The organism is Amycolatopsis sp. GA6-003 (assembly GCF_046267895.1).
Classification (GTDB): Bacteria; Actinomycetota; Actinomycetes; order Mycobacteriales; family Pseudonocardiaceae; genus Amycolatopsis.
On record NZ_CP176499.1, the window covers coordinates 7433059 to 7452885 of the forward strand.

A 19827-nucleotide genomic window follows, 5' to 3' on the forward strand; every position below is an offset into this window, starting at 1 on the left:
GGGCTCGCCTTCTTGGTCAGGGTTTCGGGGCAGCATCGGACGCCGATGCTGATGCGGGGCAAGGGTTTTCGCCGGGGGCGGCTCAGACGATCAGGTCGCCGCCGTTGATGTCGATCGCGGCGCCGGTGATGTAGGCCGCCCGGTCGGAGGCGAGGAACGCGACGAGTTCCGCTACTTCCCACGGCAGCCCGGCGCGCGGGACCGGGAACGACCGGGTGGCTTCGTCGAGCGCTTCCGCGGAAAGCAGGCCGCGGACCATCGGCGTGTCGATCAGGCCAGGGCAGACGGCGTTGACCGTGATTCCGTCCGGGCCGTAGTTCTTCGCGAGGTGCCGGGTGAGGCCGAGGACGCCGTGCTTGGCGGTCGTGTAATGCGCCCCGCCCGCCGTGCTGATCGTTTTGCCCGCGGTGGAGGAGAAATTGACGACCCGGCCCCAGCCGCCGGTCCGCATCGCGGGCAGCGCGCGCTGGCAGCACAGGAAGGTCCCGTGCACGCTCACCGCGAGCACGCGATTCCACTCGGCCTCGGTGATATCTTCAAACGCCGTCGGTGGTGCGATACCGGCCGCGTTGACGAGGATGTCGAGCCGGGCTTGGTCGGCCAGCACCGCGTCGAACGCGCGGCCGACCCGGTCGGCGTCCGTGACGTCCACCGCGATCGACCGGAGCCGCTCAGCCGGAACCGAGAGCGTCGCCGCCAGTTCTTCGACGGCACGCGCGGCGGGGTCGAACACCGCGACGGTCGCGCCCCGGGAGGCCAGCGCGTGCACTGTCGCCAGTCCCATGCCGCTCGCGCCGCCGGTCACGATCGCGACCCGGCCGGCGAGTTCGCTGCTGTCGGCGCGGGTAGGCGCGCGGAGGCCTTCGACGGCGCTCATGCGGCCGCCACCAAGCTGCGCACCCGGCCGAAAGCAGCGGCTGCCCGTTCGAGGTGCTCCATCGTGTGCGAGGCCGAGACCTGTACCCGGATCCGCTCTTCACCAGCCGGGACGACCGGGTGCGCGAGCGCGAAGACGAGGACGCCTTCGCGCCGCAGGGCTGCTGCAATATCAACGGCGAGCGTTCCGCCGCGCAGCATCACCGGGACAATCGGATGTTCGCCGGGCAGCACCTCGTACCCGAGCCCCCGCAACGCGCTGCGGAGCCAGGAAGTGTTGGCGGCCAAGCGTTCTCGCAGCTCCGGACGGCGAGTGGCCAGCTGGATCGCGGACAGTGCGGCGGCCGCCAGCGGAGGTGCCATCGCGTTGGTGAAGATGTACGGCCGCGAGACCTGGCGCAGGGTCTCGGTAACCGCGCGCGCCCCGGCGACGAAGCCTCCGGCCGCGCCGCCGAGCGCCTTGCCGAGGGTCCCGGTCACGAGGTCGACCTCGCCGACGAGTCCGAAGTGCTCTGCGGTCCCGCCGCCGAGCACCCCGGTCGCGTGCGAATCGTCGACCAGCAGCACCGCGTCGTAGCGGCGCGCCAGTTCGGCGAGCTGGGGGAGAGCGGCGAGGTCGCCGTCCATGCTGAACACGCCGTCGGTCACGATCAGCCGGTGCCGTGCCTGCGCACTCTCGTTGAGATATCGCTCCAGCTCGTTGAGATCTGAGTGGGCGTAGACGCGCCGCTGGGCCTGCGCCAACCGGATGCCGTCGATCAGGCTGGCGTGGTTGAGCGCGTCGCTGAAGATCACGTCGTCCGGGCCGAGCAGGGCGGCGAAGACACCGAGGTTCGCGTCGAAGCACGAGCTGTACAACACCGCGTCCTCGGCGCCGACCAGGTCGGCGATGGCGGTTTCGAGTGCACTGTGGACACTCCGGCCGCCGCAGAGCACCCGGCCCGCGGCCACGCCGAGTCCTTGGTCTCGCAGCGTTTCCTGGGCCGCGGCAAGGACTTCCGGGGAGCCGGCGAGACCGAGGTAGTCGTTGGAAGCGAGGTTGACCAGCACCTCGTCAGCCACGCTCAGCGTCGGTCCCTGCGCACCGGAGACCACCAGGTCGCGCCGAATCCGGCGGCTCTCGAGATCGGTGCGGAGCCGGTCGAGCAACGCGGTGTTCACGCGGTGCCTCCGGTCCACTCGGCACAGGACACGACCTCGAACCCCCGGCTGGGGAAGACCTTGTCCAGCAAGAAATCGTTGACGGTCTGGTCGCCGTCGGCGCATCCGTCGCGCAGCACGGTCACCTGGTAACCGCGATCCGCCGCGTCGTAGCAGGTGGCGGTGACCATCGCGCTGGTCGCCACCCCGGCGACCGCGACCTCGCGGACGCCCCGGGCGCGGAGCACGAGGTCGAGGTCCGTGCCCGCGAAGGCGCTGGCCCGCCGCTTCAGGATGACGACGTCCTCCTCGGAGGTCGGCAGCGTCAATTCGGTGCCCGGCGAACCCTCGTGGAACGCGTCGCCGGCGTCGAAGAACGAGCGGTACAGCGCGCCGTCGGGCAGGTCGGTTCCGTTGCCCCGCATGGCGAAGTGCACGAAGACGACGAGCACGCCTGCCTTCCGGGCCCGCGGCAGCAGGGCGCTGAGCGGAGGCACGACCTGGCGGGCGAACGGGTAGCCGTCCGTGATGCCCCGCTGGAGGTCGCCGACGATCAGTGCAGTGGTCATGAAAGATTCCCGTCCAGTCGTTCCATCCGCCGCCCCGTGGTGAGCAGGGCGGCCAGTCCTGGCGTCATGATGATCGCGATCGCCAGCAGCGCATAGGTGAAACTGCCGGTCGCCGACGCGACCGCGCCGGTGAAGTACGGGCCGATGAACCCGCTGAGATTGCTGACCGAGTTGATCAGCGCGATCCCGGACGCGGCGGCCGCGCCGGTCAGCCCGATCGCCGGGATGCGCCAGAACTGCGGCATCGCGGTGAGAATCCCGGAGACGCTCAGGCAGACCGCGATCACGAACAGCGTGCCGCTGCTGGTGAACGTCGCCAGCAGCAGACCGACAACACCGACGGCCATTGGTATGGCAGTGGCGGTGACTGCGGTACGCCGGGCCGCGAAGCGTGCCCACACCAGCAGCGCCAGCAAAGCCACGGCGTACGGGATCGCGGACAACAGGACGCTGCTGACGTCTCCCGCGCCGCCGATGCTGTGCGTGATGGACCGGAGCATCGTCGGCAGGAAGAACTGGAGCGGGTAGAGCCCGAACGCGATGGCAAACCACGTCACGGCCATGATCCAGACGCGGCGGCTGGTCAGCGCCTCGCGCAGACCGGAAAGCGCGCCGTGGGCCCGGTGTTCCTCGGCTTCCGCGGCCAGCGTCGCCTCGATCGCGGCCTTCTCGTCGTCGTCGAGCCAGCGCGCGGTGGCCGGGCGGTCGGGAAGGAAGACGAAGACCAGGACGCTGACCACCACCGTCAGCATGCCCTCGACCAGGAACAGCGACCGCCAGCCCGCGATGCCGAACAACTGCTGGCCCCATTCGAGCAGCGCGGCGGCCAGCGGAGAGCCGATGATCGAAGACACCGGCGTCATCAGGAAGAACGCCGACAACGCCCAGGACCGCTGGCGGCGCGGGAACCACAGCGTCAGGTAGAGCAGGATCCCGGCGGCGAGCCCGGCCTCGGCGAACCCGAGCAGAAGCCGGGCCAGGTAGAGCGTCGCGGCCGAGTTCACCGCCGCGGTCGCCGCGGTGACCAGGCCCCAGGTGACCATGATGCGCGCGATCCACTTCCGCGCGCCGAACCGCCGCAGCGCCAGGTTGCTCGGCACCTCGACGAGGATGTAGCCGATGAAGAACAGCCCGGCGGCGAGCCCGATCTGGCCGGTGCTCAGGTGCAGGTCGCGCGACATCGGGGCGGCGAGGTAGCCGACGTTGGCGCGGTCGATGTAGCTGGCCACGTAGGCGAGCCCGACCAGCGGGATGATCCGGAGGCCCGCTTTCCGCCAGGTGCGCGGCGAGACGGTGCTCCGGCCGGCGGCGACATGGGAACTCATGGCGAAGTCCGATCTGTCGGGGAATGGGAGTGGTGGTATGTCAGCGCGCTCCGCCTCGTATGGCAGCGGTGGCGGCCTGGTCGATCCCCCCGTCGTCGATGACGACGCCGTAGTCCCGGACGGCCCCTTCGCGGGTGACCTTGCCGTCCAGCACGTCTTCGAGCACCCGCTCCGGCTCCCGGCCGAACGGGTGTCCGTGGCCGCCCCCGCCCGCGGTCACGTGCCGGTGCCGGGTGCCGGCGGTCATGGTGAAGTGCGGTTTGGACTCCAGCACGCGTTCGCCGGGTCCGCCCAGGTCGAGGACGTTGAGCGACGGAGTCCCCGGTGCGCCGCCGTCCAGCCCGTACGGCAGGAACTTCCGCCGGTCGGACCGGATCTGCACGCTGGCCTCGGGAGCCAGCAGCGTCATGTCGCGGAACGTCGCGAGCCCGCCGCGCCAGCGTCCCGCGCCGCCGCTGTCGGGCAGGTAGCCGTAGCCGTCGATGCGGAGGTGCCCGGAGCGTTCGAGTTCCTCGACCGGCGTGTTGGTCAGGTTCGCGCCCAGCGAGCTGATCCCGTCGACGCCGTCGCGGTCGGGCCGGGCGCCCCAGGCACCGGCGAGCGGATCCCACAGCACCATGGATTCGCCGTCCGGCCCGACGAGCCCGATCGCGATTCCGTCCGGACCGCCCTCGCCCGCGGCGGGCACCCGGTCCGGGAACACCGGCGCGAGCGCGCCGAGCACCGCGTCGATGATCCGGAAGCCGACCAGTCCGCGGGCGCCGCGAGCGGCCGGGCGCTGTCCATTGAGGATGGACGCTTCCGGGATGACGAAGCTGAACGGCCGGTAGAAGCCGCTGTTGGCCGGGATGTCGGAGGCGAGAACGCCTTGCAGCGCGGCGTAGGCGGCGGAGCGGGTGAACGACGCGGTCGCGTTGAGCGCGGAGCCGACCTGCGGCGAGGAACCGGTGAAGTCGAGTTCGATTCCGGACTCCGACAGCGTCGCCTTGACGCGGATCGGGATCGGCCCGGAGCCGAGGCCGTCATCGTCGATGTGATCGGTGAACTCGTAGGTGCCGGGCACGGCTTCGGCGAGCGCGGCGCGCAGGAGGGTTTCGGAGTAGTCGAGCAGTTCGTCGATCAGCTCGGTGAGCCGTTCGACGCCGTGGCGCTCGGCGAGGGCGCGCAGCCCTTCGGCTCCGGTATGACAGGCGGCCAGTTGAGATTCCAGGTCGCCGCGCAGGAGTTCCGGCTCGCGGACGTTGCGCAGCAGCACCCGCAGGAAGGTTTCGTTCGTGGCGCCCGCGTCGATCAGCCGCGCCGGTGGGATCTGAATTCCCTCGGCAAAGATATTAGTGGACTGGACTGCCATCGACCCGGCCGCCCAGCCGCCGACGTCGGTGTGGTTGACGACGGTGACCGCGAAGCCGAGCAGCGTTTCCCCGGTGAACACGGGGGAGACCGCGAAGATGTCCGGCAGGTGCATGCCGCCGAGCGACGGGTCGTTGAGCAGGTAGAGGTCGCCGGGGCGCACCGAATCGCCGAACTCGGCGAAGATCGCTTCCATCGCGTCCGGAATGGACCCGAGGTGCACCGGCAGCGTGTTCGCCTGGGCGATGACGCGGCCGCGGGCGTCGCACAGCGCGGCCGAGAAGTCCATGCTGGACGCGACGAGCTGCGAATGCGCGGTGCGCAGAATGGTGATCGCCATTTCGTCGGCGATCCCGGTGACGGCGTTGCGGAAGACCTCGAACGTCACGGCGTCGCGGATCATGCGGCACTCCAGGTGATCACGATGTTGTTGAACCGGTCTCGGTGCGCCTGCGCGCCGGGCGGCACCAGGGTGGTGGCGTCCATGTCCTCGATGATCATCGGTCCGTCCACCGGCTCGGTGCCGAGCGCGGACCGGGTGAGGACTGGCGCGGAAACTGTTTCGGCGAAACGGCATTCGCGGGTCTTCGGTGCCGTGCTCTCGTCCTCGGGGAGCGCCAGTATGTCCGAAATAGAGACTGGGGTGGGCTGCCTGCCGCGTACGCGGAGGTTGACCGGCTCGACCAGATCGTCGGTGCCAGCGCGGCCGTAGGTGCGCTTGTGCTCGGCGTGGAACCGGGCGCGGGTCTCGGCGAGCAGGTCCTCGGTGAGTTCGCCGTCGGGTACGCGGATCCGCAGTTCGAAGCGCTGGCCGCGGTAGCGCATGTCCAGCAGCCGGTCCACGACCGCGTCCTCGCCGAGTTCCTCGCGGACCTTTTCGGACAGTCGCGCGAATTCCTTGGCGAGCGCGGAGATCTCCGCGAATTCGGCGCGGTACGGCGAGAGTTCGTGGCGTTCGGTGTCGGCGACGAGCAGGCCGAGACTGCTGAACAGCCCGGGGTGCACCGGGACGAGCACGGTGTCGATGCCCAGTTCGCGGGCCAGCGCGGCGGCGTACAGCGGGCCGGCGCCGCCGAACGCGACCATCGTGGCCTCTCGCGGGTCCCGGCCCCGTTCGCTGGTAACCGCTTTGACCGCGGTTGTCATACTAGAGACGGCGACCTGATATGCCCCGCGTGCGGCACCTGGGATGTCATCGCCGAGCTGTTCGGCCACTGTGGACAGGGCTTTTTCGGCAAGGTCCGGGTGAATCGCTACGCGGCCGCCGGCCAGGGACTGCGGGCTGAGATATCCCAGCGTCACGTTGGCATCCGTCAGAGTCGGCAGTTCGCCGCCCTGGCCATAGCAGGCCGGGCCTGGCCGCGATCCGGCGCTCGCCGGTCCGACGTGGAGCGCGCCCGCCGGGTCGACGGAGATGATGCTGCCGCCGCCGGAACCGACCTCGGCGATGTCGATCGACGGGGCCCGCACCGGGTAGCCGGCCCCGGAACTGAGCCCGCGTGCCACGTTCATCCCGCCGCCGACCTCGTAATCCGCCGAGACGAACGGTTCCCCGTGCTCGATCAGCGAGGCCTTCGCCGTGGTTCCGCCCATGTCGAAAGCGACCACTGTGGACAGACCGATCAGCTGCGCGAGCTTCTGCACCGCGGTGACCCCGGCGGCCGGACCGGATTCGATGATCTGCACCGGCCGTTGCGCGACCGACGCGGCGTCGAGCAGGCCGCCGCTGGACTGCATGACCAGCAGCGGCGCGTGGACGTTTTCGGCGCGCAGCCCCGCTTCCAGTCGGGTGAGGTAGCCGTGCACCGCCGGGCCGACGTAAGCGTTGACCGTCGCCGTGCTGGTGCGTTCGAATTCGTGCGGCTGCGGGGAAACGTCGACCGATGCCGTGACGTAGACCCCCGGCAGCTCGGCGCGCAGCAGCTCGGCGACCCGCCGCTCTTCGTCCGGCCGGACGTAAGAATTGAGCAGGCACACCGCGACCGCTTCGATGCCGTCCGCGCGCAATTGCTCGGCCAGCGCGCGGACTTCGCCCGCGTCAGTCGCGGGGGAAAGCTGCCCGTCGGCGGTGATGCGCTGGTCGAGTTCGTAGCGATTCCTCCTGCGGGCCAACGGTTCCGGCTTCGACCAGGACAGGTCGTAGAGCTTCGGCCGCCGCAGCCGCCCGATTTCCAGCACGTCGCGGAAACCCCGGGTGGTGACCACCGCGGTCCGGACGCCGCTCATCGACAGGATCGCGTTGGTGGCCACGGTCGTGCCGTGCAGCATCGCGACGACGGACTCCGGCCGCGTTCCGGCGGAAGACAGCACCGCGGTCGTCGCCGTCACGACGCCCGCGCCGTAGTCGGGCGGCGTCGACGGCACCTTCATCGGGACGACCTCCCCGGCCGGGCCCAGCGCGATGACGTCGGTGAACGTGCCGCCGATGTCGGCGCCGACCCGCCAGCCGGCCGGTCGAGGATCGTGACTGCGAGGCACTGCGATCTCCTTCGTTCAGCGAGCGACTGGGATCACAGTAGGTCTGAGTTGAGATATCAGCAAGCAGTAGTTGCCATTTTTTAATCCTTAACTGGTCGTAGCAGGAGGTGACCGGAGGTATTGCTGAAGACTGCGGGTGTTGTCCGGAGCAGGGCGTGGACCTGCGGATTTCCTGGCCCCGGTGATCGTCTGGGCGTCCCGGGCAGATGTTCCGGGGCGGCTACGGCTTGGTGGCAGATGCTCGGTGCGAGGGGCGTCGAGCAGGGCAGCGGGCCGTGGCGCTCTGCGCGCAGTGGGCGGGAGTGCTCGTCCGGGCGGTGTGGTTATGCGTCAAGGGCGAGCAGTGCGTCGAGCAGTTCTTCCGGAGTTTCGACCTGCGGCAAGTGTCCCGTGCGGGGAAGCACGGTGAACGTCGCGCCCGGGATCGCGGCCGCGTAGGCCTCGCCGTACTGCGGATCGGCGATTCGGTCGCTTTCGCCCCACAGGACGTGGACGGGGAGGTCTGTTTTGCCAAGCCGTTCGGCCAGTGTCGGGTCGGACATCGACGGACCGGTGTAGCCGACCAGTGCCAGGACGTCCGGGCTCGGACCACTGCCGCCCGCTGGCGGGGTCGGTGCCTTCGCCGGGTCGTGGAAGGAAAATTGCTGGATTTCCGCGACCGTTTTGCCGCGGACGTCGGCCAGCGGATGGCCGTCGACCTCGATGCCGATGCCGTCGACGAGCACCACGCGACTGACGCGCGGACTGTGCAGCAGCGCGATTTCCGCCGCCAGCCAGCCGCCGAAGGAATTGCCGAGCACGGTGACGTTCGAGACGTCGAGGTGGTCGAGCATCGCGACGTAGGCCCTGGCCAACGCGGTGACGTCGGTGAGTTCGGCGGCTTTCGGCGTGCCGTTGAACCCCGGGTGGGTGGGCAGCAGGACTCGCGAGCGGGTGCGTTCGGCCAGGAGATCGGCGAAACCGGCCATTGTCGCGACTCCGCCTCCGCCGTGCAGGAGCAGGAACGTCTGGGTGCGGTCCTGGTCTTGGACGGTGATCTCGACCGGGCCGGGCGAGCGGAGTTGAAGAGTCTGGGAGAAAGTCATATCAGGAACCTTATATAAACAACCTTAGATAAGCAACCTGTGCTGTGGTCGGGTAGGCTGCGCGGCCATGAAGTACCGCCACGCCGACGTCGCTCTGGCCGTCAAGCGCCTGCAGCACCGCCATCACCGTGCGCTGAGCCAGGCGCTGCAGCCGCTCGGTTTGTCGCTGGTGCAGTGGGATACCTTGCGGCACTTGGACAATCACCCGGAGGCGTCGCTGCACGACCTCGCCGTGCTGACCTTCCAGACCGATCAGTCCTTCGGCACGCTGGCCGCGCGCATGGTCGATCGCGGCCTGATCGAACGAGTGCCGGGACCGGGCCGCGCAGTGCGGCACCGCCTCACGGAGAAGGGCGCGGAACTGCGGGCGGCGGGGCAGGAAGTCGTGGACGTCGTGGTGAAGGAGTCGTTCAGCCGGCTTTCGGCGGCGCAGCTCAATGAGCTGGGTACGTTGCTGGATATCGCTTTGGAGGCGGATTCGGCGTAGGCCGGGAGCCGCCGGGGTGGTGCCGAGGTGGCGGCGGCTCAGATCGCCGGGTTGGGTGGGTTGGGGAAGTCGCGCTCGAGTTTGCTCTGACGTAGGCGAAGGGCCGGTCGGGGCGGATGGTGCGTCGGGGGTCGCTCGGCACTGCCGCGCCAGGTGCGTGGCGACCGCGTTCGAGTCTGGTCTGCCGGAGTTCGGGAGCCAGTCGGGTCGTGTCGACTTGGGGTTGGGCTCAGTTCGCCGGGTGGGGTGCGTTTGCAGTGACCGCGTTCCGGTCTCCTCTGGCGTAGTCGGGGAGTGGTGGCGGGTCGGGGGTGGCTCAGCTTGCCGCGCCAGGGGGCGTTGCGGGAGACCGCGTTCGAGTCGGCTCCGTGGAGTCCAAGAGCCAGTCGGCGTGGTGTCGAGGTGCGGTCGCTCAGTCCGCCGAGCCAGGCGCGATGCCGGAGACCGCACCCGAATCTGCTCCGGCGTAACCCGTCAGCCGGTCGGCGAGGGCGCGCATCTGGTCGCGCAGCGCGTCCGGCTGCTCGATGACGAACGGCCGGTCGAGCGCGGCTAGTCGCGGCGGGATCCAGTCCAGGCGTTCGGCCCGGATGCGTGCCCGGATCCATGGGGGGTCCGCCTCGAGGATGGCGATGGACGGCGGGAACACCGCCCGGATCTCCTCCGCGGTCGCGTCGATCCGCACTGCTACGTCATGCCGGTGCGGTGCCTCGGCGATCCCGGTAAGCACCTGGTGCGAGGGATCGAAATCCGTTGGGGCGCTGAAGGTTCCGTCCTGCGGTTCGGCGCGCTCGATGCGATCGACGCGGAACGTGCGCACCTGTCCGGCACTTGAGTCGAAGCCGGTGAGATACCAACGGCCGGAGTGTGCCACGACACCGTACGGTTCGACGACGCGTTCGCTGCTTCGCCCGTGAGCCGCGGTGTAGGCGAGTTTGATCGGCCGCTGGTCGCGGGCTGCCTCGGCGACGGCGAGGAGCACCTCGGCCTCCGCGGTGAGCGAGGTGCGGGCGGGTGCGGTGAAATCGGCGACCTCCAGCAACGCGTCAAGCCGACGGCCGAGCGCCTCGGGCAGCACCCGGCGGACCTTCGCCGCTGCGCTTTCCACGGCCGCGACCGACGTGGTGACCAGGCCGGCGCGCTGTCCCGCGACCAGGCCGAGCAGGACGGCGAGCGCCTCCTCGTCGGTGAGCATCAGCGGCGGCATCCGGTAACCGGGGGCGAGCCGGTACCCGCCGTAGCGGCCGCGTACCGAACGGACCGGGATGTCCAGGTCAAGCAGGTGCTCGACGTAGCGGCGGACGGTGCGCTCGTCCACGTCCAGCCGCCCGGCGAGTTCGGCGACCGTCCGGGTGCCGCCGCCCTGCAGGATTTCCAGCAGCGCCAGCACGCGGGCGATCGGCCGGGTCATGGCCGGCATTCTCGCAATACCGGGCGGATCCTGTCCACTATTGCTTCTAGCGTGGCAAGCAGACACCTAGAGAGGAATATGGCCGTGCAGTTGACTTCTGTCCGAATCATCACCAGTGACGTCGACCGTCTGACGTCCTTCTATGAGCAGGTGACCGGCCTCGTGGCGAGCCGGCCGGCGAAGCAGTTCGCGGAGTTCGTCGGCGAAACCGCGACCTTGGCGATCGGCAGCGCCGAGACGATGGCGCTGTTCAGCGCGGGCGCGGCGGTGCCGGAATCGAACCGGACCGTCATCCTGGAGTTCCTGGTCGAGGACGTGGACCAGGTGTTCGCGCGGCTGCGGCCGCTGCTCGCGGAGGTCGTGCAGGAGCCGACGACGATGCCGTGGGGCAACCGTTCGCTGCTGTTCCGCGACCCGGACGGCAACCTGGTCAACTTGTTCGCGCCGCAGACCGAGGAGGCCCGCGCCCGGCTCGCCAGGTGACGGAGAAATCGCCTCGCCTGACGACCGGGTGACCGGCCAGGATCGCCGAATGACACGTGCTCTTCTGCTGGAGCGGTTCCGCTGGACTGGCGGACATGCCGATCTCTGGCCGGTTTTCCGGGACGGCGAGGCGTTCGCCGAGGTGGTGAAGGCATTGGCCGAGCCGTTCCGCGACGCGGGCGTGACCGCGGTGTGCGGAATCGAATCGCGGGGCTTCCTGCTCGGCGGTGCCGTCGCGCTGGAACTGGGCGTCGGGTTCGCCGCGGTCCGGAAGGCTGCTGGGCTGTTCCCCGGCGAGAAGCTGACCCGCGAAACGGACCCGGACTACCGGGGTTTCCGACACGTCCTGCGGATGCAGCGGTCGGCGCTCTCGCCCGGCGACCGCGTGCTGCTGGTGGACGACTGGATCGAGACGGGCAGCCAGGCGCTGGCCGTGCGCGACTTGGTGACCGAGGCGGGCGCGGAGCTGGCCGGTTGCGCGGTGCTGGTCGATCAGCTCGCTCCGGCGGTGCGGTCGCGGCTTGGGCGGTTGCATGGGTTGCTTTCCGCGGACGAACTGCCGGAGTGCTGACCGTGGGCGGGGCGGTTTTCGCTGCCTGGCTGCAGGTATCAGTGTCGGCTATTGCTGAGATATCAGCGTTGGCGAGTGGCTGCTGGTTTCTTTTCGATCAGCTTGCTGCGGCGGTGTGGTCGCGGCTTGGGCGATTGCATGGGTTGCTGTCTGCGGGTGAGCTGCCGGGGTGCTGACGGTGGCCGGGCGGTTTTCGCTGCCTGGCCGCAGATATCAGTGTCGACTACTGCTGAGATATCAGCATCGGCGACCGACTGCTCGTTTCCTTGCCGCCACGAAGAACCTGCGCCCGTCCGGCACCGGGCCAGCTGTTGACCCAGCTTGACCCCCGGATCCCCTTGGCCTGCTTCTTCAACGGGGCCAGCAGCCGTGCGCTTTCGCGGTACGTGCCCGCCGACGCGCCGGTTTGGACGAGGCTCGCCAGGGAAAGCGTGATCGGCACTCCGTCGGTCGACCAGTCCTGGCCGAGCACGGCGTCAGCGAGGGCGGTGATGTCCTCGACCCCGCACACCACAAGGAAATCGTCGCCGCCGACGTGCCCGATGGTGACGTCGCCGAGCCGCCGGGCGTGGTCGGTCAACGCCCGGCCGATGGCGCGGATCAGGTCGTCGCCCGCGGCGAACCCGGCGGTGTCGTTGAGCCGTTTGAAGTGGTCGATGTCCAGCCAGGCCACCACAAACGGCCGTCCGGCGCCGGCCCGGCGGGCGACGTCCTGGGCGATCGCGTCGCTGCCGGGCAGCCGGGTGAGCGGGTTGAGCGCGACCGCGGCCTCGACCTTCACCGCGGCCATCCGGCGCATCACCTCGTTCGGCCGCACCACGCCCTGGTACCGGCCGGACGCGTCGGTCACGACGAGGTCGTCGCCGCTGTGCTCGGCTCCGCCGTCGGCGATGAGTTCCAGCAGTTCGCGGGTGCCGGTGTCGATCCGGACCAGCCGCGGCGGACCGGCCAGTTTCGCCGCGGGTTTCCCGGAGTACAGCGCGTGCCCGTACCGGCCGGTCACCGCCAGCAGGAACCGCATCCGGTCGATCGTCCACTGTGGACGCGCCTGCTGGTCGAGGCCGACGATCGCCTTCGGCGCGTGCTCGGCGGACAGGATCGCGTGGACGTCGTCGCAGGTCGCGTCGTCCGGCAGGGTCTTGGCCTGCCGGAGGAATTCCGGGATCCGCAGTCCGGCGGCGGGCGAGACCACCATGGTGCCCGGCTGGTCGCCGCGTTCGGCGGCGGGCAGCACACGCTCCGGAGCGGCGGTGGCGAACAGATTCCCTTGCACGAGACGGATTCCGGAGCGCCGGGCGACGTCGAGTTCCGCGTCGTTCTCGATTCCCGTCGCGACGAGCCGCAGGTCGGTTTGCGCGGCGAACTGGACCAGCGCCTCCACCAGCGCGACGGTCGCCGCGTTCGCCGGGAGCCGGCGCAGCGTCGCACGGTCCAGTTTGATCATTTCGATCGGCGCTTCGGCGAGCAGGTTCATCGGCAGGCCCGCGGCCCCGAGCCGGTCGAAGGCCAGCCGGAAGCCGAGGTCGCGGAGCCGGTGCAGGCCCCGCAGCAGGGTGCCCGGCTTCGGGAGGGCGAGCGGCGCGGTGACTTCCAGCACGACGTCGGCGGGGCGGCGGCCGGTGCGTTCCAGGGTCTGGAGCAGCGGGATGAACCGCTCGGCGGGCGCGCCCGCGGCACTGGCGCTCAGGTTGAGATGCAACGACACCCCGGCTGCCGTCCGTCCGGCCGCCGCGGCCGCGCGGGCCACGAGGTCGAGGTCCGCGTCGACGAGCTGGGCCTGGTCGCCCGCCGCGTCGAGAAGATCCTGCACCCAGCCCGCCGCCGGATGCCCGACCGCTTCGACTGCGACAGCCGAGCCGCTGTAGAGGCTGTACAGCGGCTCGAAGGCGAAACGAACCTGGTCGGCGGGCGCGAGCACACGCAGATCCTCGCCCGGAACGCACGGATCTCCATGAAACCGTTATCTCCCGTTGACCTGCGTGGACGGGCGGTCGAACCGGAAAACTATTCGGGATCGGGGGCTGTGCTCGGGATTCTCGCGAGCCGGGAGCAAACCCGCGGTATGCCTCGTGACCACCCTCACAATCCGGTCGCGAAGCGTCTGTGACCAGGCGTGATGGTTTGACCACTGCCGACGGCGGGGCCGGCTGCGCGAGACGTCTAAGCGAGGACCCCGCTGATATACCGAAGCTCGCCCATGCGCAGATCGTCGTCCTCCAGCGGCGGCAGACCGTTGGCCGCGAGCAGCTCCCGGACCGTGCTTCCCCGCACCGTCCAGCCGAGTCCGGTCAGGTACGGAGCCGCCTCGTTGCGCTCGCCGAAGTAGCGCAGCCTCGTCATGTCGGTGTCGAAACCCTCGCCGCGCCATTGTTCGGAGATGCGGTCGAGGCGTTCCTTCGTCCTGTCCTCGTCGCCCGGGCGCGGGTTGGGCCGGTTTTCGGTGGCGACGCGGCTTCCCGGCGCGCTGAGTTCGGTGATGGTGTCCAGCAAAAGATCTTGTGCTTCCGGGGGCAGATATCCCAGCAGGCCTTCGGCGCTCCACGCGGTCGGCCGCGCCGGGTCGAAACCGGCGGCGCGCAGGGCGGCGGGCCAGTCGTCGCGCAGGTCGACGCCGACCGGCCGCCGGTCCGCGGTGGGCTCGGCGCCCAGGTCGGCCAGGGCGCGGGACTTGAACTCGACCACTGGCTCCTGGTCGATCTCGTACACCACGGTTCCGTCCGGCCAGGGCAGCCGGTAGGAGCGGGAGTCCAATCCGGACGCCAGAATCACCGCCTGTGCGATGCCCGCCGCGGCCGCGTCGAGGAAGAACTCGTCGTAGAACTTGCCGCGGATCTTGGCCGCGTCGATCCAGACCTGCCCGACCAGGGCGCCCGAGGCGGTCTCGCCGGACGCCAGCTTGGCGAGCAGGTCGACGCCGACTGCCCGGACCAGTGGTTCGGCGAACGGGTCGGAGAACAGCGTGCTGTCCTCGCGGGTCGCGATCGCTCGCGCCGCCGCGGCCATGGTCGCGGTCGCGCCGACGCTGGACGCCAGATCCCAGGTGTCTCCGTCGTGCCGGGCAGAAGTCATTGAGCCGCCTTGCCTTTCGCCGGTGTCGAGACCGCAACTTACTCCGATCTCGACACCGTGTCGCACAGTCCGCGAGGGTTCTTCCGTCGCCGCGTCCGAGCGCACCGCCCGGTGTGCTGCGTAACGTGCGGGGCCGTCGATGCGGTGAGGAGACGACATGACGGCTGCCGCGCGGTTGCTGGAAACCCTGGCGCAGTGGGGAGTCGAGCACGTTTTCTGCTGTCCCGGCACCACTGAGATACCAGTGCTCGAAGCTCTTGCCACCAGTCGCGGCGGTCCCGAGTTCGTGCTGACCACCCACGAGGCGATCTCGGTGTCCATGGCCGACGGTTACGCGCGCGCCTCCGGACGGATCGGCGTGGCTTATCTGCACACGAACGTCGGTGTCGCGAATGGCTTGGCGCATCTGTATGCGGCGCAGGTCGCGCGCAGCAGCGTCGCGATTCTCGCTGGCATCAAGGGAACAGCGACCCTTCCGCACCGCGCGCTGACGACTTCGCCGCGTTTGCTCGAAACGGCCGCGCCGTACGTGGGTTATTCCTGGCAGAACCTGCGCGCTGAAGACCTGCTGGAAGATATCAGCCGGACGCTGTGGCATACCACGGTCGTCCCGGAGCAACCGGCGATTCTCGCGATTCCGCAGGACCATCTGACTGCCGAACCCGGTGTCGCTCCTCCGGTCCGCTGGGGTGCGCGGCAGGGCCCAGCCGCGGAGGCGGTTCGGCATGCGAGCGCGTTGCTCGATGCGGCCCGGCGGCCAGTGGTCGTCGCCGGCTCGGACGTCGCGCGGCGCGGAGCCACCGGAGACTTGGCGGGGTTGGCCGAACGGCTCGGCGCACCGGTGTTCGTGGAGTCCCGGCGGGATCTCGAACGATGGTCGTTCCGCACGGATCACCCGCTCTACGCCGGGCTATTCGAACCCCGCGCACCGTTGCTGGAGGAAGCGGATCTGCTGGTGCTGGCAGGCATGCCGACACCGGTGGAGTTCTCGGCCGAGGTCGCGGCGCTACCGCCGGGCGTGCCGATCCTGCATCTCTCCGAAGACGCTGCTGAGCCCGGCCGCCGGTACGTCCCAGCCGGAGCTGTCGTAGGCGATACCGCGGCGGTGCTCCGCGGGCTGACCGAAGGGGTTCGTCCGGAGTGCGCACCATCGCGGAGCGAGTGGCTCGCCCGGGTACGGAAGGACAGCGAGGACCTGCGCGCCCGTTGGGAAGCCGAAGTTTGCTTAGCCGGGGAGTTCAGTGCCGCGGTCGCGATGCGCACCGTGGCGGACGTCATCGGCGGGGAACGGTTGTTGGTCCTCGACGCGGTCACCTCGACGCTGCCGTTGCTGCGTTTTCTCCAGCGCACTCGGGAGGATTCGCTGTTCGCCACCGCGAGCGGTTCGCTCGGCTGGGGAATGGGCGCTGCGGCAGGGGTTGCCATGGCCCGGCGAGAGCGCGTGCTGGCGGTTGTCGGCGACGGCGTGGTCCAGTTCGGCGTACCCGCGTTCTGGACCGTGGTACGCCACCGGCTGCCGGTGACATATCTCGTGGTGAACAACGGGAGATACCAAGCCGTGGTCGCTGGTATGCGGAAAAGCGGAGGCGAACGAGAGGAGTATCCGCTCACCGACATCAGCGGCGTTGAGATATCAGCGCTGGCGACGGCGTTCGGCATCCAGGCGACGACGGTCGACGGAGCCGAGGAGTTGCGGGCCGCTCTCGCCGAGGACCCGGGACCGGAAGACGGTCCGCGGCTGATCGAAATCCGCGTGAACGGCCAGCTGCGGCAGTGATCCCGACCGCCTGATTCCGACACCGTGTCCAGTCGCGGGCCCGGGATTTGCGTCGCCGAAGCGATGAAGCGAGCGCTCGCGCCGACCTAGCATCGCGGCGATCTCCGCACCCGCACCAGGATTGGCAGGCGACGACGATGGCCCGGTGGGATCTCAGCGAGGCAGACGGGCATATCTACTCCGGCGGTTGGCGTACCGGCGGCGGTGGCACGCAGCCGGTCGTCTCGCCGGGCGACGGCGGAAAAGTCGGCCTGGCTGGCCTTGCCGATCAGCACGACGTCGAGCGGGCCGGAGCGCGTGCCGCGCAAGCGCAGGCTGAGTGGAGCCGTGCGTCGTACCGCGAGCGGGCCGACGTCCTCACCAGGGCCGCGGACGCGTTGCGCGACATCCGCGCCGACGTCGAGGACGTCCTCGTGCGCGAGAGCGGCTCGCTGCCCGCGAAGGCGAAGCATGAAGTCGACAAAGCGATCGACGAACTGATCGCCGCGGCGGGGCTGGTCACGATGTCGCAAGGCGACCTTCTCCCCGTCGAGGACCCGACGACGCTGGGCATCGCCCGGCGGGTCCCCGTCGGCGTCCTCGGGGTGATCGCCCCCTGGAACGCGCCGTTGATGCTCGCCATCCGCTCGGTCGCCCCGGCGCTCGCGCTCGGCAACGCGGTGCTGGTCAAGCCGGACGTGAAGACCGCCTTCTCCGGAGGTGCGGTGCTCGCGCACATCTTCGAGCAAGCGGGTCTGCCGGACGGTGTGCTGCACGTACTGCCCGGCGGTGCGGCGACCGGCGAGGCGGTGGTGCGTTCGCCGCACACCAACGCGATCTCGTTCACCGGATCAACCGCCGCTGGCCGTCGGGTCGGCGAGATCGCGGGCGGCTTGCTCAAGCGCGTGGTGCTCGAACTCGGCGGCAACAACGCCTTCATCGTGTTCGCGGACGCGGATCTCGAGCGTGCCGCGGCCGCGGGCGCCGGCGGGACTTTCCGGCACCAAGGCCAGATTTGCATGGCCACCGGACGGCATCTGGTGCACGACAGCATTGCCGACGAGTACGTGGAACGGCTCAAATCGGCGGCGGAGAAGCTGCGGCTCGGCGATCCGAAGGCCCTTGGAACGACACTCGGTCCGCTGATCACGACCGCGCAGGCCGAGAGGGTGCACGACATCGTCGAGGCCTCGGTCTCCGGGGGCGCGCGGGTCGTGCACGGTGCCGCGCACGACGGTGCGTTCTACCAACCGACCGTGTTGGACGGCGTAACAGTTGACAACGCAGCTTTCCGAAGTGAGATATTTGGTCCGGTCGCGCCGGTAACCCGGTTCTCGACCGAGGAAGAAGCGCTCGAACTGGCCAACGCGACCGAATACGGCCTGTCCGCCGCGATCCACAGCCGCGACGTCGCGCGCGCCCTCGGCTTCGCCTCCCGGTTGCGTGCCGGCATGGTCGCCCTCAACGGCCAGACCATCTACGACGCCGCGCACATCCCGATGGGCGGCCTCGGCGCGTCCGGCAACGGCGGACGGCACGGCGGGCACTGGAACCTGGACGAGTTCACCTACTGGCAATGGGTGACGGTGCCGACGATCCAGCACTGAGCGTTTCCGACACCGCGTCGGACTTTCCGACACGGTGTCGGACGCCCGCGGCGGAGATTCCCGCAGCGGGCCGATTACCTGGCGTCGCGATTTCCGTAGCTTCGCATTGTCGCCCGGTGCGGGCCCGTCACAGACAAAGGAGTCGGAGTACATGGACATTTCCGGTGCCACCGGGGCGCTGACCGGCGAGCAGTACAAAAAGAGCCTCAACGACGGCCGCGAGGTCTGGCTCGACGGCAAGCGCATCGAAAACGTCGCGGAGCACCCGGCGCTGAAGCCGACTGTCGACGAGTTCGCCCGGCTGCTCGACCTGCGGTTCGCCACTCCCGAGGGGCGGGCGGCGACCCTGTTCAAGTCCGAGGAGACCGGCAACGAGGTCAGTTACGCGTTTTCGCTGCCGAAGACCCCCGAGGAATTGCGCGCCAAATTCGCCGCGTCGGAATGGTGGATGCGGGAAAGCCTCGGGCAGCTCGGTCGTTCGCCCGACTTCATGTCGAATGTGGCCGCCGGACTCGCCGATTACGCCGACGAACTCGAACAGAACCGCGAGGGGTTCGGCCAGAACGCGCGCGATTACCGCCGGTTCGCGATGGAGCACGACCTGGTCCTGACGCACGCGCTCGGCGACCCGCAGATCGACCGCAGCGCCAGCCCGCTCGACGACCCGGACCTCGCCCTGCGCGTCGTGGAGGAGCGCGAGGACGGCGTCGTCCTGCGCGGCGCGAAGCAACTCGCCACGCTCGCGCCGTTCTCGCACGAGGTGCTGGTATATCTCAACGGCGTCACTGCCGCGCGCGGCGCGGAAGACTTTGTCATCTGGTTCGCGCTGCCGATGAACACGCCGGGCCTGAAAATCCTGCTGCGCGAACCGCTCGGCGCGCCGGAGAGCGGGCATTCGCACCCGCTCGGCAACCGGTACGACGAGCAGGACGCGATGCTGTTCTTCGACGATGTTTTCCTGCCGCGCGAACGCATCTTCCTGCTCGGCGACTCCCTGCGCGCGCTCAAGGGCCTCGGCCGGATCAACGTCTGGAGCCTGCAGAGCACGCACATCCGCTTCCTCGCCCGGATGAAGTTCTTCGCCTCGGTCGCGAAGAAGCTCGCGCACTCCATCGGCGTGGACACCTTCCGCGGCATCCAGGAACAGCTGGGCGAACTCCTCTCCTACGTCCAGACGCTCGAACTGGCGATCAAGGGCGCCGAGGCGGACGCGGTCGTGACGCCCGGCGGGCACCTCGCCCCGAGCAACACCAACGGCGTCGGCTTCTGGTCGGCTGACATCTCAGCGCGGATGGTTCAGATCCTGCGCCAGGTCGCCGCGTCCGGCCTCATCATGCAGCCGACCGAAGCCGACCTGGCGAATCCGGAACTGCGCCCCTTCCTGGACCTCTACATGCGCGGCCACGACATCGGAGCCGCGGAGAAGGCGCGGCTGTTCCGGCTCGGCTGGGAACTCGCCGGCTCGAGTTTCGGGATGCGCCAGGAACTGTACGAGTACCTGCACCGCGGCGACCCCGGCGCGGGCCGCACCCGGCTGTTGCGCTTCTACGACACGTCGGCGACGGACGCGCGCGTCGACGAACTCATCAGCAAGCCGCTCGCCTGAGACCGCAAGGAGCC

Annotated in this window: 16 protein-coding genes; 6 read left to right on the forward strand and 10 right to left on the reverse strand. The window is 69.6% G+C overall.

Annotated elements, in window-relative coordinates:
• Nucleotides 1–82: 82 nt before the first annotated feature.
• The 7 genes from F9C12_RS33690 to F9C12_RS33720 form a co-directional block, all read right to left on the reverse strand.
• A complete protein-coding gene (locus tag F9C12_RS33690) occupies nucleotides 83–877 on the reverse strand; it encodes an SDR family NAD(P)-dependent oxidoreductase (RefSeq protein WP_409185783.1) in 795 nt (264 codons plus the stop codon).
• Nucleotides 874–2037 (reverse strand): aminotransferase class I/II-fold pyridoxal phosphate-dependent enzyme, encoded by a 1164-nt coding sequence (locus F9C12_RS33695; RefSeq protein WP_409463072.1) that lies wholly within the window; start codon nucleotides 2035–2037, stop codon nucleotides 874–876. The genes F9C12_RS33690 and F9C12_RS33695 overlap by 4 nt, the downstream gene beginning before the upstream one ends.
• Entirely contained in the window at nucleotides 2034–2585 is a 552-nt protein-coding gene (locus tag F9C12_RS33700) for a cysteine hydrolase family protein (RefSeq protein WP_409463073.1), read from the reverse strand. The genes F9C12_RS33695 and F9C12_RS33700 overlap by 4 nt, the downstream gene beginning before the upstream one ends.
• Nucleotides 2582–3910, reverse strand: a complete 1329-nt coding sequence (locus tag F9C12_RS33705) for an MFS transporter (protein WP_409463074.1) — start codon at nucleotides 3908–3910, stop codon at nucleotides 2582–2584. The genes F9C12_RS33700 and F9C12_RS33705 overlap by 4 nt, the downstream gene beginning before the upstream one ends.
• A 40-nt stretch (nucleotides 3911–3950) precedes the next feature.
• Entirely contained in the window at nucleotides 3951–5663 is a 1713-nt protein-coding gene (locus F9C12_RS33710; protein ID WP_409463075.1) for a hydantoinase B/oxoprolinase family protein, read from the reverse strand.
• Nucleotides 5660–7738 carry a hydantoinase/oxoprolinase family protein gene (locus F9C12_RS33715; RefSeq protein ID WP_409463076.1) on the reverse strand — a complete coding sequence of 693 codons (2079 nt, stop codon included), beginning with the start codon at nucleotides 7736–7738 and terminating at the stop codon, nucleotides 5660–5662. Before F9C12_RS33715 ends, F9C12_RS33710 begins: the two co-directional genes overlap by 4 nt.
• Nucleotides 7739–8061: 323 nt before the next feature.
• The gene (locus F9C12_RS33720; protein ID WP_409463077.1) at nucleotides 8062–8823 is read right to left on the reverse strand and encodes an alpha/beta fold hydrolase; all 762 of its coding nucleotides are present in this window, start codon (nucleotides 8821–8823) and stop codon (nucleotides 8062–8064) included.
• A gap of 67 nt (nucleotides 8824–8890) precedes the next feature.
• Here F9C12_RS33720 and F9C12_RS33725 point away from each other — a divergent pair, with 67 nt between their 5' ends.
• On the forward strand, nucleotides 8891–9310 hold the full coding sequence (locus F9C12_RS33725) for a MarR family winged helix-turn-helix transcriptional regulator (RefSeq protein ID WP_409463078.1): 420 nt from the start codon (nucleotides 8891–8893) through the stop codon (nucleotides 9308–9310).
• Between the two features lie 412 nt (nucleotides 9311–9722).
• Here the strand turns inward: F9C12_RS33725 and F9C12_RS33730 are convergent, their stop codons facing one another.
• Complete coding sequence (locus tag F9C12_RS33730; protein ID WP_409463079.1) at nucleotides 9723–10721, reverse strand: helix-turn-helix transcriptional regulator; 999 nt, start codon at nucleotides 10719–10721, stop codon at nucleotides 9723–9725.
• 84 nt (nucleotides 10722–10805) lie between these two features.
• Between F9C12_RS33730 and F9C12_RS33735 the strand changes: the two genes are divergently transcribed.
• Together F9C12_RS33735 and F9C12_RS33740 are read left to right on the forward strand one after the other, a co-directional pair.
• Nucleotides 10806–11204 (forward strand): VOC family protein, encoded by a 399-nt coding sequence (locus tag F9C12_RS33735; RefSeq protein ID WP_409463080.1) that lies wholly within the window; start codon nucleotides 10806–10808, stop codon nucleotides 11202–11204.
• 49 nt (nucleotides 11205–11253) lie between these two features.
• Entirely contained in the window at nucleotides 11254–11775 is a 522-nt protein-coding gene (locus F9C12_RS33740; RefSeq protein WP_409463081.1) for a phosphoribosyltransferase family protein, read from the forward strand.
• Nucleotides 11776–11998: 223 nt separating this feature from the next.
• Here the strand turns inward: F9C12_RS33740 and F9C12_RS33745 are convergent, their stop codons facing one another.
• Nucleotides 11999–13693, reverse strand: coding sequence for a bifunctional diguanylate cyclase/phosphodiesterase (locus tag F9C12_RS33745; RefSeq protein WP_409463082.1), 1695 nt, complete (start codon nucleotides 13691–13693; stop codon nucleotides 11999–12001).
• A gap of 242 nt (nucleotides 13694–13935) precedes the next feature.
• On the reverse strand, nucleotides 13936–14844 hold the full coding sequence (locus F9C12_RS33750; RefSeq protein WP_409463083.1) for an SAM-dependent methyltransferase: 909 nt from the start codon (nucleotides 14842–14844) through the stop codon (nucleotides 13936–13938).
• 157 nt (nucleotides 14845–15001) lie between these two features.
• Here F9C12_RS33750 and F9C12_RS33755 point away from each other — a divergent pair, with 157 nt between their 5' ends.
• The 3 genes from F9C12_RS33755 to F9C12_RS33765 all read left to right on the forward strand — a co-directional run bounded on the left by F9C12_RS33755 (nucleotide 15002) and on the right by F9C12_RS33765 (nucleotide 19813).
• Entirely contained in the window at nucleotides 15002–16621 is a 1620-nt protein-coding gene (locus tag F9C12_RS33755) for a thiamine pyrophosphate-binding protein (RefSeq protein WP_409463084.1), read from the forward strand.
• 137 nt (nucleotides 16622–16758) lie between these two features.
• Nucleotides 16759–18207 (forward strand): aldehyde dehydrogenase family protein, encoded by a 1449-nt coding sequence (locus F9C12_RS33760; RefSeq protein WP_409463085.1) that lies wholly within the window; start codon nucleotides 16759–16761, stop codon nucleotides 18205–18207.
• A gap of 151 nt (nucleotides 18208–18358) precedes the next feature.
• Nucleotides 18359–19813, forward strand: coding sequence for a 4-hydroxyphenylacetate 3-hydroxylase family protein (locus F9C12_RS33765; protein ID WP_409463086.1), 1455 nt, complete (start codon nucleotides 18359–18361; stop codon nucleotides 19811–19813).
• Nucleotides 19814–19827 lie beyond the last annotated feature (14 nt).

Coding starts and splice junctions, on each gene's coding strand:
- F9C12_RS33690 (WP_409185783.1), bottom strand. CDS start 877: ATGAGCGCCGTCGAAGGCCTCCGCGCGCCTACCCGCGCCGACAGCAGC.
- F9C12_RS33700 (WP_409463073.1), bottom strand. CDS start 2,585: ATGACCACTGCACTGATCGTCGGCGACCTCCAGCGGGGCATCACGGAC.
- F9C12_RS33705 (WP_409463074.1), bottom strand. CDS start 3,910: ATGAGTTCCCATGTCGCCGCCGGCCGGAGCACCGTCTCGCCGCGCACC.
- F9C12_RS33710 (WP_409463075.1), bottom strand. CDS start 5,663: ATGATCCGCGACGCCGTGACGTTCGAGGTCTTCCGCAACGCCGTCACC.
- F9C12_RS33720 (WP_409463077.1), bottom strand. CDS start 8,823: ATGACTTTCTCCCAGACTCTTCAACTCCGCTCGCCCGGCCCGGTCGAG.
- F9C12_RS33725 (WP_409463078.1), top strand. CDS start 8,891: ATGAAGTACCGCCACGCCGACGTCGCTCTGGCCGTCAAGCGCCTGCAG.
- F9C12_RS33730 (WP_409463079.1), bottom strand. CDS start 10,721: ATGACCCGGCCGATCGCCCGCGTGCTGGCGCTGCTGGAAATCCTGCAG.
- F9C12_RS33740 (WP_409463081.1), top strand. CDS start 11,254: ATGACACGTGCTCTTCTGCTGGAGCGGTTCCGCTGGACTGGCGGACAT.
- F9C12_RS33750 (WP_409463083.1), bottom strand. CDS start 14,844: ATGACTTCTGCCCGGCACGACGGAGACACCTGGGATCTGGCGTCCAGC.
- F9C12_RS33755 (WP_409463084.1), top strand. CDS start 15,002: ATGACGGCTGCCGCGCGGTTGCTGGAAACCCTGGCGCAGTGGGGAGTC.
- F9C12_RS33760 (WP_409463085.1), top strand. CDS start 16,759: ATGGCCCGGTGGGATCTCAGCGAGGCAGACGGGCATATCTACTCCGGC.
- F9C12_RS33765 (WP_409463086.1), top strand. CDS start 18,359: ATGGACATTTCCGGTGCCACCGGGGCGCTGACCGGCGAGCAGTACAAA.